Source organism: Dorea sp. OM07-5 (assembly GCF_003481355.1).
GTDB lineage: Bacteria > Bacillota > Clostridia > Lachnospirales > Lachnospiraceae > Dorea_D > Dorea_D hominis.
In genome coordinates this window covers 232,492-246,488 of record NZ_QUKZ01000004.1, presented here as the reverse complement: position 1 = coordinate 246,488, position 13,997 = coordinate 232,492, and the positions used below count along the sequence as shown (strand labels likewise).

Annotated in this window: 15 protein-coding genes and 1 pseudogene; 2 read left to right on the top strand and 14 right to left on the bottom strand. The window is 40.8% G+C overall.

The window, feature by feature from the left end:
• Window positions 1-40 precede the first annotated feature (40 nt).
• A pseudogene (locus DXC04_RS05865) lies at window positions 41-259 on the top strand (manganese catalase family protein); the annotation flags it as partial.
• An 83-nt stretch (window positions 260-342) separates the two neighbouring features.
• Here the strand turns inward: DXC04_RS05865 and DXC04_RS05860 are convergent.
• The 4 genes from DXC04_RS05860 to DXC04_RS05850 all read right to left on the bottom strand — a co-directional run bounded on the left by DXC04_RS05860 (window position 343) and on the right by DXC04_RS05850 (window position 3,178).
• The gene (locus DXC04_RS05860; RefSeq protein ID WP_101884088.1) at window positions 343-1,911 is read right to left on the bottom strand and encodes a recombinase family protein; all 1,569 of its coding nucleotides are present in this window, start codon (window positions 1,909-1,911) and stop codon (window positions 343-345) included.
• 81 nt (window positions 1,912-1,992) lie between these two features.
• Complete coding sequence (locus tag DXC04_RS15700) at window positions 1,993-2,136, bottom strand: hypothetical protein (protein ID WP_016440029.1); 144 nt, start codon at window positions 2,134-2,136, stop codon at window positions 1,993-1,995.
• A 381-nt stretch (window positions 2,137-2,517) separates the two neighbouring features.
• Window positions 2,518-2,757 carry a helix-turn-helix domain-containing protein gene (locus DXC04_RS05855; protein WP_117836167.1) on the bottom strand — a complete coding sequence of 80 codons (240 nt, stop codon included), beginning with the start codon at window positions 2,755-2,757 and terminating at the stop codon, window positions 2,518-2,520.
• 1 nt (window position 2,758) lies between these two features.
• Window positions 2,759-3,178 carry an RNA polymerase sigma factor gene (locus DXC04_RS05850; protein ID WP_016440028.1) on the bottom strand — a complete coding sequence of 140 codons (420 nt, stop codon included), beginning with the start codon at window positions 3,176-3,178 and terminating at the stop codon, window positions 2,759-2,761.
• A gap of 570 nt (window positions 3,179-3,748) precedes the next feature.
• Between DXC04_RS05850 and DXC04_RS05845 the strand changes: the two genes are divergently transcribed.
• Window positions 3,749-4,102 (top strand): helix-turn-helix domain-containing protein, encoded by a 354-nt coding sequence (locus DXC04_RS05845; protein ID WP_117836166.1) that lies wholly within the window; start codon window positions 3,749-3,751, stop codon window positions 4,100-4,102.
• Window positions 4,103-4,165: 63 nt separating this feature from the next.
• Here DXC04_RS05845 and DXC04_RS05840 read toward each other — a convergent pair whose 3' ends face one another.
• The 10 genes from DXC04_RS05840 to DXC04_RS05795 form a co-directional block, all read right to left on the bottom strand.
• Window positions 4,166-4,354, bottom strand: coding sequence for a cysteine-rich KTR domain-containing protein (locus DXC04_RS05840; RefSeq protein WP_117579306.1), 189 nt, complete (start codon window positions 4,352-4,354; stop codon window positions 4,166-4,168).
• A 127-nt stretch (window positions 4,355-4,481) separates the two neighbouring features.
• On the bottom strand, window positions 4,482-4,868 hold the full coding sequence (locus DXC04_RS05835) for a hypothetical protein (protein WP_117836165.1): 387 nt from the start codon (window positions 4,866-4,868) through the stop codon (window positions 4,482-4,484).
• Between the two features lie 10 nt (window positions 4,869-4,878).
• Entirely contained in the window at window positions 4,879-5,520 is a 642-nt protein-coding gene (locus DXC04_RS05830) for an ABC-2 transporter permease (protein WP_117836164.1), read from the bottom strand.
• Window positions 5,510-6,379, bottom strand: coding sequence for an ABC transporter ATP-binding protein (locus DXC04_RS05825; RefSeq protein WP_117836162.1), 870 nt, complete (start codon window positions 6,377-6,379; stop codon window positions 5,510-5,512). The genes DXC04_RS05830 and DXC04_RS05825 overlap by 11 nt, the downstream gene beginning before the upstream one ends.
• Window positions 6,380-6,757, bottom strand: a complete 378-nt coding sequence (locus DXC04_RS05820; protein WP_117579310.1) for a GntR family transcriptional regulator — start codon at window positions 6,755-6,757, stop codon at window positions 6,380-6,382.
• A 212-nt stretch (window positions 6,758-6,969) separates the two neighbouring features.
• Complete coding sequence (locus DXC04_RS05815; protein ID WP_117836160.1) at window positions 6,970-7,875, bottom strand: conjugal transfer protein; 906 nt, start codon at window positions 7,873-7,875, stop codon at window positions 6,970-6,972.
• 14 nt (window positions 7,876-7,889) lie between these two features.
• Entirely contained in the window at window positions 7,890-8,894 is a 1,005-nt protein-coding gene (locus DXC04_RS05810) for a bifunctional lytic transglycosylase/C40 family peptidase (RefSeq protein WP_008393061.1), read from the bottom strand.
• On the bottom strand, window positions 8,891-11,050 hold the full coding sequence (locus DXC04_RS05805; protein ID WP_118341697.1) for a CD3337/EF1877 family mobilome membrane protein: 2,160 nt from the start codon (window positions 11,048-11,050) through the stop codon (window positions 8,891-8,893). The genes DXC04_RS05810 and DXC04_RS05805 overlap by 4 nt, the downstream gene beginning before the upstream one ends.
• 5 nt (window positions 11,051-11,055) lie before the next feature.
• Complete coding sequence (locus DXC04_RS05800) at window positions 11,056-13,506, bottom strand: ATP-binding protein (RefSeq protein ID WP_118341698.1); 2,451 nt, start codon at window positions 13,504-13,506, stop codon at window positions 11,056-11,058.
• Window positions 13,493-13,882 carry a conjugal transfer protein gene (locus DXC04_RS05795; protein WP_021865983.1) on the bottom strand — a complete coding sequence of 130 codons (390 nt, stop codon included), beginning with the start codon at window positions 13,880-13,882 and terminating at the stop codon, window positions 13,493-13,495. Before DXC04_RS05795 ends, DXC04_RS05800 begins: the two co-directional genes overlap by 14 nt.
• Between the last annotated feature and the right edge of the window lie 115 nt (window positions 13,883-13,997).

The following is a 13,997-nucleotide window of genomic DNA, read 5'->3' as shown; positions in this document are numbered from 1 at the left end:
TATTTAGGGGCTTTTTCATTAGCGACAACATTTATGGGCGCAAGAACTGGCTCACTTAGAAATCGTCTGTGCTATTGTTTATCAACTTACAAAAAATATGACAATGGAAGAATTAGAAAAATCCGGTTTTGATAAATATTATGTAGATCATACGCTTGCACTCTGGCCACAGTCTGCCGGCGGTGTTCCTTGGAGCGCCACTACTTTCCAGTCCAAAGGTGATCCCATCACCGATTTAAGCGAAGATATGGCTGCGGATGGTACGATTGTGTAAAGACAACATTGAGGTTTTAAAAGATAGTTCCCAATAATCTGGCATACTAGCTGCCAGATATGAGAACTTTAGAAATTCCAATGTATCTCAATAGGTACTTCCTTAGTTACAGGGTCTTTCTTACCGACCAATACATAATCAATCAGCTTTTCAACCGTTTCCCTGTCTAAGTGTTCAAGATTTGTATATTGCTCGATTAACTGTCGTCTGTTATCGCCAATCAGCATTTTTCTTTCAATAACATCAAGCTGTTTCTGCGTATCAATTACCAGTTTTTCGAGCCTTTCTTTTTGTGTTGAGAAATCTTTAGATAAATCCAAGTAATCAAGTTCGGAAAGAATACCCTTTACCTTATCTAAATATAGTTCACGGATTCCTTTTGTGTATTCCGCAATCTTTTTTTGATAAGCAGCAATCTCCGTTTCCAAAGCTTCTTTTTGACCTCGCAAGTCATTATTGAATTGCACATTTTGTTCAAGCTCATCTTTATCCAGATATTCTGCGGATAACTTATTAAGTTCATCAATCACAGCTTTTTCCAATTTGTCTACTGAAATGAAAGAACCTATACAAGCGTCCTTTGCTACATGGCGGTTAGAACATTGTAAATAATGCTTACCACGATTCTTTGATGAACGCATTGTATAACCACAATTCATACAGCGAGCTTTTCTGGCAAATAAGCCGATTGTGCCAACTGTGAAAGGTTTTGCCTTTTGAGCTACCAATGCTTGAACCCTATCCCATAACTCACGGTCAATAATCGGCTCATGTGTACCCTCAACTCTGTACCACTCGTCTTTTGGTCTGGGTTTGTTTTGCTTTGTCTTATAAGAAACGCTGCCATATTTCCCTTGAACCATATTCCCGATATAGATTTCATTCACCAACATATCTGATATGGCAAAATATTTCCATAGGGTACTGTTTTTCGTTTTAGGCTGCTTGTAACGCAAACCATGAAGTCGTTTGTATTCCGTAGGGTTTGGTATTCCTCTGTCATTCAGCATACGGGCAATGGCGGTCTTTCCATATCCCTGTGAAAACAGTGTAAAAACTTCTCTGACAACTTCCGCAGCTTCTTCATCAATAATCAAATGCCCTTTTACGTCAGGGTCTTTTTTGTAACCATACAGGGCAAAAGCACCGATATGGTGTCCGTTCTTTCTTCTGTCAGTGAGAACGCTTTTAATGTTTTCTGACATATCCTCTAAGTACCACTCATTCACCAGACCATTTATCTGTCTTGATTTCTTATTTCCTTTATTAGCGGTATCTGCATTATCAACAATGCTGATGAAACGAATACCCCAAATAGGGAAAAGACCGTGGATATATTTTTCCACTAATTCTAGTTCTCTGGTAAATCTGGATTGTGTCTTACAAAGGACAATATCAAATTTACGATTCTTTGCGTCCTCCAACAACCTGTTAAATTCTGGTCGTCGTCTGTCAGAACCAGTGTAATCATCATCACTGTATATGTTGTAGACTTCCCAACCATGCTCTAATGAGTATTGAAGTAACATTGACTTTTGATTCTGAATACTGTTACTGTCGTCTGTTTCTGATTGTTTGTTTCTATCTTCCTCTGATAAGCGGCAATAAATAGCAACTCTTGATTTTGATTCTATCATGCTTCGTTCTCCTTTTAGAGAAGACGAAACAAACTATCTCTACATAATGTTATTATAACATCTCGTAGGATAGTTTGTCTATCATCTGGCAGGAGTTGCCTTTCCTTTATTTTTTTCATATTGATTTATCAACTCTATCCATTTTAGAGTAAATGCTTTTGTAAACGCCGCTCTATCACAATTTTTAAAAACATTCTTGCAAACTACCTTTGCGTCATTTGCCATTGAACCACCTCACTACAATATATTTACAAAGTATGCAAAAATGCTTGTACATTATGAAAGAATTTGTCTATAAATAAGAAGTAATCAGATGGCTTTGGAAAGCTCCACTGGAATTTCACCATTCCCATTCTGATGGGTGAACCGTGTCATACGGGTGTATCATTATTCTGATATACAGGTCATGGCAGCAACTTTTCCAACAGTCGCTTACGGATCACTGGCATGGTCGCTCGCTTCTTTATTCCTCCTTTCGTGGGTCATGGCGTTCCAGTCCGTCGGCTCACCGTATATCAAACGTATCTGATTACTTTATTCATTTTTCAAAGAACACTTGTAAAACGGAGCTGGAATGAGGTGATAGAACACTCCGTATATATTCGCTTATTTCACTCTGACTTTAAAACCTAGAATTGCTTTAATAAGAGCAGCTCTGATTCTGCCTTTCAGTTCCATGTCGACCACAATATACATATTTCCGTGTTCATCATAGAACGGGCGTAAACTTGCTTTTGATATGTAAGCGTCATAGTGATTTAATATTTTCTCTATTGCCACTTCGTCGCCATCAGCAGCTAAACTGATTGTGGAGAATAGAGGACACTTTTTTGTAGACTTCATCATGTTATAATTCCTCCTCATACATATCTCTAATGAGCTTTAGTGAACACATTCTGTTTCTATAAACAGAGTTTCTGGAAATATCCAAAATCTCTGCGATTTCTGCGTCTGGTAATTCCAGAAAATAGAACATCAACACAACATTGCGTCGTCTTTCGCTTAATTTTTTGATTGCTTCACATAATTTCTCATCATAGACACGAACTTCTGTACCAAACACATCAAAGGAAGTAAATTCAATCGGGTATTCGTCCGATACACCCAACTGGTTTAATTCCAGCTCTGGTATTTCACAGAAAGATATTTCATGCTTTGCACGTCTGGCAAGTTCTTTGTTGTAGTTCTTTACAGTTCTGCCAATCACCTTACGAGCCAGACAGTCAAATTGAAGTCTTATAGCGTTCTCAAATGAAGAAGGTTTCATAATCTCACCTCCTTTCAAGTTGAAGTTGCTAAAGCGAAAAGGCTTTTTACCTCTTTCCGCACTAACACTCAACACGGAGGGGCGATTTGTAACCCGAATCAGAAAAAAATCAAAAAATTTTTTAAAGTAGCAAAAAAGCACAAGGGCATATAAGAAATGCTGTTCTTGTGCTTTTAAAATTGTTCCTGTTATGTAACGTGAAAAACCATATTCAAGGGTATATTGTGCCGCTGTGAAAGCTAGGATTTTTTTGACAATAACGGATATATTGAAAATTGTCGATTATACAGGTCTTTCAATGCGGCTACCTCCCAAAGCCGCTAACCCAAAACCATTATGTTGTTTTTCTATTGATGGGAAAAGAAAAAGGCGGCTTTTCAACCGCCATCTGGAAAAAGGTATTTTGTGACACGCAAAAACGGTACTGTTGATAGCGGTTTTTTTATTTGCCGCTATGCAGCACTTTTTAATTGATTTACGCATAATAGGAACTGGTAAACCTTACTATACGTTTTTCTATACCTGTTAGAAAATCAACAGGAACAGTAAAATGTAGTGAGGTGATTACATATGCGTAAAAAAGAAGATAAGTATGATTTTAGAGCCTTTGGTCTTGCAATCAAAGAAGCTCGCATGAAACAAGGTCTTACCCGTGAACAAGTGGGAGCAATGATTGAGATTGACCCACGCTATTTGACGAATATTGAAAACAAAGGGCAGCACCCAAGTTTACAAGTATTTTATGACCTTGTTCATTTATTGAATGTATCAACAGACGCTTTTTTCCTGCCTGCTTCTGATCTGGTGAAAAGCTCCAGAAGAATACAGTTGGAAAAGCAGCTTGATAACCTGTCCGACAAAGATTTAGTTATCATGGAAAGCGTTATTGACGGAATCATCAAGTCTAAGGAAGTGGAGGAGTAATCCTATGCTTTTTAGCTTTCCAATAAAATAAGCCGATAACCCAAGATAAAACTATTCTCGGTGTTATCGGCTCTGCGTCTGTGCGTCTGGCTCTTTGATTACTATTATTTGTAGATTTTTGGCTTCTATTAAGGTTTCCTGTTTACATTTCGGACAATAGAGCGGGTAATTTTTTAAAACCGTATCTTCTCTAATTCTGTCACGGGTTTTGTTGCCACAAACAGGGCAGCGTATCCATTCCGTTTTTTTCATCATTACCTCCACTTTGCTATTTCTTTCTGTTTTTCCATGCCTTATAAATCAAATTGGCAATAGGGAACAACACACAAATGACTATAAACCATTCTGGAAAATGTGGCATATCCTATATCCCCTTTCTCTAATGAATTTGCATAAACGCAGCTATAAGTATGCTACCTACACCAATTAAAAATCCTATAATAATTCGTTTTACTGAATAACTGTATATTTTGTCTGGCTGGTTTCGGTCATATCGGATAGGAATATGCGTTCCTATCTCGGAGGTAAGAGAAACCTGTATGCGATTTTTTGACACAATCCGCTTGCCATTTACCAGATAGGAAACCTCTGCCAGTTTTGCATTACGCCATTTTTCGTTTGTCGGGTTTGTAGACTTTATTGAAACAATCATTCCATCTGTTTTCATTGTCTTTCCATGTTTCAAGGCAAACAAAATACAATTAAACAAGGCGAAAGTAAACGATACTCCTGCTATCAAATACAAAATAATTACATCATGTTCCATACGATACCTCCTATGCCAAATCGCTCTTTTCAAAAAACTTAATTGACAGAATAGCGGATATTGAAAAAATGATAAGACTAATTACAATACCAAAAATAATGAGCATTGTTGTGGAAACCGTATTTAAGAAATCAAACTTCATCTTATTTTCTGGTTTAAACAGAGCTGCAAACAAAATAGGGGATGCCATAATAACTAAGACAAAGAAAAATTTTGTTTTTTCATATCCCAGTTTATATAAAGCAGGAAAATAAACAGATAAAAATACAGTGACCGTAAAAAAAATGATAACCGCCATCCTAATATCAAACGTTCCAAGTTTTGGGAAAAGAAGTGTGTCAATCCCAAAAATCAAACAGCATACCGCATAAATAACCAGACAAAATAAATATTTTGAAAGTACAATCAGCCTACGGGGATATGGCGTTGCACAAAGCAGAGTAGCGGCTTTCGGATATTGATGTTCCTTTAAGGAAACATATTGTGTCAACATGAAAATACTGAAAATAATAGTAAGTGTGAAACCCATAGCTCCAGCCGCTTCAGGTGTACGCCAAAGCATAATAGGCGGAATTAAAAAGGATACAATAAGCATAATACCCACATATTTCTTTACAATTAGAAAATCTTTTTTTACTAAGCTAAATAACATTCTTTTTTCTCCTTTCCACATTCGCAAGCATAATGTCTTCAATCGTTGGTCGTTCTATAAGAACATCCTGCATACATTCCATAACAACAGAAGCCTGTTTTGTAATTCCCGTAAAATTAAATGCACTTTCTTCTGTGCAAAGAAACATCTTTCGTGTATCTGAATTCAGTTTCTCTGCACTTCCTTTTATAATTCGATAGCTGTCAAGCAACTGGTCTTTTTCTTCTTGAAAAACAATCTGCCCACTATCAATCATAATCAGCATATCTGCAATTTTGTCTAAATCAGAGGTAATATGCGTAGAAAAAAATACACCTTTTCCATCTTTGTTCATATAATCTTTTAATATATCCAAAAGCTGGCTTCGTACCAGTGGGTCAAGTCCGCTTGTCGGTTCGTCCATAATAAGTAGCTCCGCTTTATGTGAAAGAGCTAATGCCAAAGCATATTTCATACGCATACCTTTCGACAGTGTATTGATTTTTTGCTTTGGGTTAAGCTCGAAACGTTCTAAGTAATCAATAAAATCTTGTTCACACCAGTTTTTATAGGCAGGTGCTATGATGCTTTTCATTTCTGAAATGGTTAATTCATCATAAAAACAACCATCATCAAGCACAATACCGATACGGTCTTTTATTTCGCTTTCATTTCCCTTTATGTCCATACCAAAAAAATTTATTTTCCCCGACACATTGTTGGTAAGCCCTAAAATACTTCGTAGAGTGGTTGTCTTACCTGCCCCGTTAATTCCCACAAATCCAGTGATACATCCCTCTGGTAAATAGAATGAGATGTCCTTCAAGGAAAAATCATCGTAACTTTTATTGATTCCAGATACTTCTAAAATATTGTCCATTCAGTTTTCCTCCTCGTATAGAATGTCCATCATGGCATTTAATTCCTCTTTGCTGATATTTAGTGATTTAGCTGTCTGTATCATATCAAGCATTTTTTTCTCTACAAGTCGCCGTTTGGACTCCCTTAATAATTCAATATTACTTGTAGAAACAAAAGTCCCGATACCGACTTGACTTGTAATAAATCCCTCTTTTTCCAATTCATCATATACCCTCCGTATTGTTAGGACGCTGACTTTTAAATCATTTGCAAAGGAACGGATAGACGGAAGGGCGTCGCCCTCCACTAATTCCTCTCTTAAGATAGCGTCTTTTATTTGGTCTTTGATTTGCTGGTAAAGAGGATTTTCAGATGTATTAGATATTACTATCTTCAAATATCTTTCCTCCTTTAGTGTGATGTTTATACATGCACATTATATACACGCATCACTTATATGTCAATATTCTTTCTGATTTTTCTGGAACTAATCTTCCAAATTAAGAATGGCATTTTTTGTAGCACAATAAGCAATAGCAGTTAAAAAAATTAAACGTGAATGAAAATGATTAAAGGGGAACGGTTTTTAATGTCCATTCCCCATCTTCATTATTTTACAATCTTCCAGTTACTATCTTTTTCCAGTGTCAAATCAAACTGTGAAATCTGTGTTGCCTTTGTCCTCTGGTCGAGATATTTCACTGATACGGACACTTTCACCTGTTCACCATCTTGTGTAAAGATAGGATTTACCAGCTCCGAGAACACATACTCACAATTCACAGGTTCCAGCACATTCCCTGATACATAGTAGGCAAGCTCCTTTTCTGTTGCGGTAGGGTATAGCTTGAAGAATGTTTCCAAGAACTCTGTAACTTCCTCCGTAGTGGCAGCGTCCACTGTTCCGTCCGATTCTTTTGTTTTTGGTTCATAGCCGGATTTTGTTGGTATGCTGCTGATGGTCGGATTCTGTGTAATAACCAGATTTCCGTCACCATCTACATGAACTACCACCATATAAGCGGAAGTGTAGCCGATAGTAGTTTCTCCCTCCGTTACCGTTTGGTCTACCGAGTAGACAACGGTAAAGTCGTTCATTCCAGCCGCTTCAACCTCCCAAATCTCAACGTCTGTTACCGTAGAGCTTGTAGGTATATCCATACGGACGGTATCAACATTCAAATCCTGTAAGCTCTTTGTCAGATATTGGTTGATGGCTGCGGTTCGTTTCTCAATGGATTCCTGCGTGTTGCTCCAAGAATAGTAGGACTTCGCAAATGCCTTGACGAAATTCTCTATCTTGTTGGTATCAACAATACGCTGCTCAATGACTTCTTTCTCATGTACCGTGTGCATATCAATGGCGGTGAAATTCTTATACACCCCAAAGCTGACACTGGCAATCAGCACCAGCCATAAGGCAATCACGGTTTTCTTATGCGTGCCAACTTTCATCACAGGCACTTTCTTTTCCTTTTTTGGTTTTGATTCCTTATCCTTTTTCTTAAATAGCATAGCACCATTCCTTTCTAATTGGTTTTCACTCGTCCGGCACCAATCAAGTGTTGCTGCCAGTACGAGCTTGTTAAATCTGCATATCCGATAGGGTCGCCAGCATGATACATTCTGTTGTTTCCAGCATAGATTCCTACATGAGTGACGTATGTTCCAGCGTTATAGGTTGAGTGGAAGAATACCAAATCACCAGCTTTTGCCTGTGACAGCGGTATGTGCTGCGTAGCGTCATACTGTGCCTGTGCGGTACGGGGTAAGCTGATACCAGCCTTTCCGTAGCACCACTGAACCAATCCCGAACAGTCAAAAGAAGTGTTGGGATTGCTGCCGCCATACACATACTTCCAGCCTTGATACTTCAACGCTTCATTGAAGATTGCCTGTGCGGTAGCGTCACTGAAACTAGGCACAGCCAAATACTGGCTGACTAATTTTACATAGAACATATTCCCGTACCTGTAACGCCAGCCGCCATTTTCTTTTATGGCAATCTCATTCTTATAGGTGACTTTGACACCGCCGGACTTGTCCTTTGCGAAACTGACCGCCAGCTCAAAGGTGTACTTTTTCCCATGACTGGAAACGTAATCAATGAAGCCGCCGCCATAGTTATAGGACTGTACCACTGTGTTGATGTCACAGCCTTTCGCTTCTGCGGATTTCAAAAGCTCCGAGAAGTATTTACACCCTTGTTTGATGGAATCCTCCACAGACAAGGAATTAAGCGGTAGACCAAGTGATTCACTGGCTTGCATAACGTCTGTCGTGCCAGTGCCGCCGGATTCCACCTGCATAATCGCAAGCAGGTAATTCACATAGTCAGAAATCCCGTATTCCTTTGCGTATTTTTCTACCGTAGGCTGATGTTTCAAGACTTCTGCTGACAGGTTCAGTCCAGAAAAATCCAAGCTGGAAGAGCCGCTTTCTTCATCATCTGCGGTCACGATAAACAGGAACAGAAGCAGACAGATAATCACTGTGAAAATCCCACCGAACACAGCAAAATGCCTTAACTTCATTTCTTGCCGCCTTTCTTACTTGTAGATTTCTTCATTGTTGATTGATTTGTGGTCTTTTTCTGAACCGTCTTTGTCTGCTTCTGACGTTGTACCGTTTGCCTTGAAATATCTGTGGTAGCTTGTGAATGTTTATTTACTGCTGATGAAGTCTGTTTATCTGCCGGACGGGATTCTCTGACAACCTGTGTTCTTACATTCTCCTGTGATTTTGTCACAGGCTCTTTACTCTTGCTTGATTGCGGCTGCTCCTTTGTCACTGTGACAGGACGCTCTTTGACTTTCTGCTCTGGTTTTGAAGCTGCCGCCTGTGAATCCGATTTTACAGGAACAGGCGTTGTGGCTGGTCGCTCATGCACCGGGGCAGCTCTCTTTGTCGCTGATCCGGTGACCTGTCGCTCTTTATCCTTTGATTCCAGCTTGTCCTGTTCCTTATCCACACTCGGACGCTGTGGATTCTGTTTCTCTGACTGCGGCTGTTTCGATACCGATTTTTTATCCACGATTCCACGCTTTGAGGTAGACTGTGATTCCTGCGTATTGCTCTGTGAACTATGTACGGTCTGTGAGGAATCCGTCTGACTTTTCTTATCCGGCAATGCAAGCGGCTTCTGTGATTTGGAATCCGGCAGAGCTGGCGGCTTGCTGTTACCTCCACTGGAAGAAGCAGAAGTATTGTGATTTGCTCTGGTATGCGTATTACCTGTCTGTTTGGTATTGTCTGCCTTTTTCGTAGAAGCAGAAGCCGCCGCAGCACCAGCTACACCGCCAGCAGCACCAGCCGCCATTGTCCTACCGATTTTACGCTCCAAGCGTCTTGCCCTGCGGTTGAGGAACATATACGGGTGTCGCATGATTCGTCTGCTGACTTGCTGTGTATCGGAAGATTGCAGGCTGAACATTGCCATCAAGTCACCTAATTTAAAATAGATTCCGGCAAAGGTGACTATCTGTAGAAATGCCACCATGAAAAACGGATAGCCGGAGGAAATGGAATAAAACATAGTCGAGATACTAAAGGCTGTGGTAATAATCAGTGTGATTCCGGCTCTCATCATAATGGTATTGAACAGCTTCGTAAGAGCCTTTTTTGCCATGCCCTCATAAGTCGGTATCATGGAGAGGATAAAACTAATCGGCAGGAACATGGCGTAAATGATGAATAGCACCTGCGAGAAAATCATCATGCCGGTAAGCAGAAAGACAAATGCCGAGATACCAATATTGAAGATAAACAGGAACACTACCATACCTAAACGGGTCATGGTCTTTGTGACGCTCAAATGGTCATTGTCCTTATCCTCGATTTCCTCAATCACAACGTCCTCTCTGTCGTCCGTGTCTGGACTTTCCGATAACAGGCTTTCCACACGGTCAGAACCGAGCGTTTCTATATCCGATTCCCCGTACTGTAAAAGCAGCCACGGTTGTTTCACCTGTATGGAAAACAGGCTGTCTCTTATTAAATCTACGCTGTCTTTTCCTTTGCTGTTGGAATCGGGCAGCACGATTTTTGTACCGAGCGATAATGCCGAGCTGCTTATATCTGCGGAAAAGTCATTGATTTTGCTGATATAATTGGGGGCGTATGCAATAAAAGAAGCTGACAGGATAAACACCACAAGGAAGTTAATCACCGCATGAACTGCTTTTGTGGTTTCCCTCTTGATAAGTCCTGTGTATGCCACATAGATACCCATTACCAGAATAAGGATAAGCAGAAATCCCACATAAAATCCCTCACTGGAAAAACCGCTGGAAGTGATACCAGCCAACGTCTGAATGTTCTTTCCGATAGAGCTTGCGGTATCAGAGATAAAGTCCAGCTTGTAGGCTTCCTGTACCACATATCCCGTCGCATTGGAAATGTATAAGCTCACCGTCCAGGCAAAGTTTGTGATGGCATATAGTCCGTACTGAATACTTTTGCCGATACCGTCAAGCCAGTTCCACGGCAGCCAATCCCAACTTGAATCCACATAGAAATCAAGCTGGTAGTTTTCCAGCGGATATTTGGAATAGGTGTTAGCGTCACTCACCGTATTGTCTACCAGACCAGCCGCATGAGCTACCGTACCCGTGATAGATAAAAATACCAGCACACCGAGAATCACCGAAAGCGTGATAAGCAGATAACGGACTATTTTTCTCTTATCCATAGGCTTCACCTCATTTCTTCCGTCTGCACTGGCGGTCTGGTATCAAAGGCATGGAACAGGTCAGAGAATACAGGGTGAATCTGGATAACGCCCACACGCCCATACAAATCTTGAAACAGGCATTGTCCGTTTTCCAAATCCCTAAGTCGTTTCTGGTTGCCCTCGTCCTCCTTATCCACACCGAAAAATTCAAGAGTATTCTTGATTTCCTTTATGTCTGTAGAACGGAACGCAAACTTTAAGCCGATATTGTTCTTCATCTTTTCATCGTCCACATCACCAGAGTTTTGTGTAACGAAGTAAACAGCAGCGTTCATGGAGCGTCCAGCACGAATCAGCTTGTTAGACAATGCTTTCCCCTGTGCCACCTGTAGGAACGTCCACGCCTCGTCCAAGTCCACCATCTTAAAAATGCTCCTGTCGGAATGGATAAAATCAAGGGCAAAGGTACTAATGACAATCAGCATAGCCACGGACAATAATTCCATTGTGGTGTATTCTTCAAACTTCGTGTCCTTATCCGGCAACACAAGGTCTGCCACCTGTATGATGTTGAGCTGCCTGTTTAAACTGATGGACTGCTCCACATCACCGTCCGAGAATAAAAGGTGTGCAAAGTCATAATCGGTCATGCTCTCGATATGGTCTGCGATATTTTCTGCCACAGGAGAACCGTCTTTCCTTAATTTATCAATGACACGGAGCAGTCCTCGTTTTTTGCTCTGTGTCACGGAACGGATTGCACGCCTTAATACAGGGAACTTCTCACCGTCACGGGACGAAATACCTGTAAGGAATGTCAGAATGTCGATTGCCAGACTTTCAGCGTCCTTTGTTCGCTTCATAATCACATACGGGTCAAGAAGTCCTCTGTTTTTGTCCTCACTGGTGAGATTAACTATCTTGATTTCCTGTGCAATGTCGGGTATCGTTTCCTGCCAGTTACCACGCTCTGATTTTGGGTCTACAATGACCGCTTTTCCTCCAAACAGCACCGCATAATAGATGATAAGGTTGTTACAGAAAGACTTCCCACCACCGAGCGAACCGAGAAAAGCAGCCGCAAGAGCATTTGTCACAGAACCTTTTACGCCCTGTGCTGCAAGGCTAGGTTTTATATAGACGTTCTTTCCTGTATCAAGGTTATAGCCGATATAGATACCGTCCGTTTCCCCAAGCTGCTGTGTCGCACCGAAGCCAAGTCCGGCGAGAAAGTCCGAAGTGACGTATTGGATATAATCATTGATATATCTTTTGCTGGACGGGATAAACTCACCATGCAACCCCAACATATCACCGAATGGGCGAACCAGCTTGACGTTCAAATCATCATAGAAATCTTTGACTTCATCACAGCGGCGTTTCAATTCTTCCAGAGTGTCAGCTGCCACACGGATAACGTAGGATAATTTATACATGGATTCTTTGGACTGGTCTAAATTTGTTTCCAGTTCATTCACCGAATCCAGAGCGTCCATGACGTTACTTCCCGTTTCGTTGTTGGATTCCCAAGCATGATTATCCAAGTCTTTCAGCTCTTTCTTTTTGTTCCTAACAGTCGTCAGAGCCTTTTTGTTGGTGACGATTTCCACATTCATAGAAGTGGAAACGGGGAACGTGAATTGCTGTTGCTGATAATAAAATATCTCGCTTGACGGAAAATCCAGCTCACCCACGATATTGTTAATCGTGAAGTAGGCAACAAAAGTTGTCTGATCTTCACGCTCAATCTTTAGGTAGCGCTGGTTTTCTTCAATCATGCAGCGTGTCGGACGGATAAGGTCATATCGCTTCACCAGTGTTTCACGCTTTAACTTTTTTATCGGGAGGTCATAACTGTAATCACTGTAGGCAACGCCGGTATTCCCGTAGATATGTTCCAAGAGGTAGCCGAAGTCGTTCTTATCTAGTCTGCGGAACTGAAAGCGGCGTGAGATTTTGCTTTCCAAGAGTTTTTCCATCTTTAGGAAACGGTTGATTTCATCATTACTCATGGAAACGAAGTCACCCATCAGCTTGTGATTGACTTCATAGATAAAATCCGCAAAGGTCATAGCTGCTGATTTTCGCATACCCTTGAAGCTGATTTCTTCCTCATTTACCAGCAGCTTGAAGCCAAGAAAAAAGCGGTAGTCAATCTGATTTTCACCAATCATCTCAACCAACGCTTCTGTCTGTTCATCTACCTTTTTACAGGCAATCTCTTTTAATCTGCCTGTGATTCCCTTTTTGGAACGCTCCTGTACTGCACGCAGGCTGTCCTCTGTGGCAATCTGTAGGGCATGGATTTTTCCGTCACGGTTCTGGGCGATAAGCTGACGGAAGTTGTCATGCACCATGTATTTTTCTTCTGGTGACAGGAACGAATAATTGTAAGGTGTCAGCTCATAGTAGGCAAAGCACTCACCGTCATGGTTGAACACCAGATTGTTTTCTATGTACTTAATCGGGAACATACATCACACTCCTAACTGCGGTCACGCTTGTATTGAATTTCTGATTTTTCAGTTTGATAGCTTTTCCTGCATAGGTCACTTTTGGTCGGAGGAAAAAGCTCACACAGGATTTTAGGAATCCAAAAGGCTTTTTTCCGTCAAAGGTCTTTTGCGATACAAACCAAGTGAACGCCACAGGGATTCCAAAGTATTTGAGAAATGCACCGTCAATCATGTTAAAGGGCGGTAGCTCCCCAAAGAGAATCACCACAAACAGCGACACCACGAACCAAGCCATCTGACTGAATGTGAGCGGGAACGGGAGTTGAAAGTCGTTGATTGCATAAATGACTTTTTCCACGCTCCATATGCTTGTATAGCTTTTGATTTTCTTCAATTTTCACAGCTCCTTTCTGTTCTAAAATGGAAACAGCAGCCTATGTTTCAAGGCTGCTGCAAAAAAATAACCAGTGTCATTTCACTGGCAGATAAAAAATATTCAGTTGTAATTG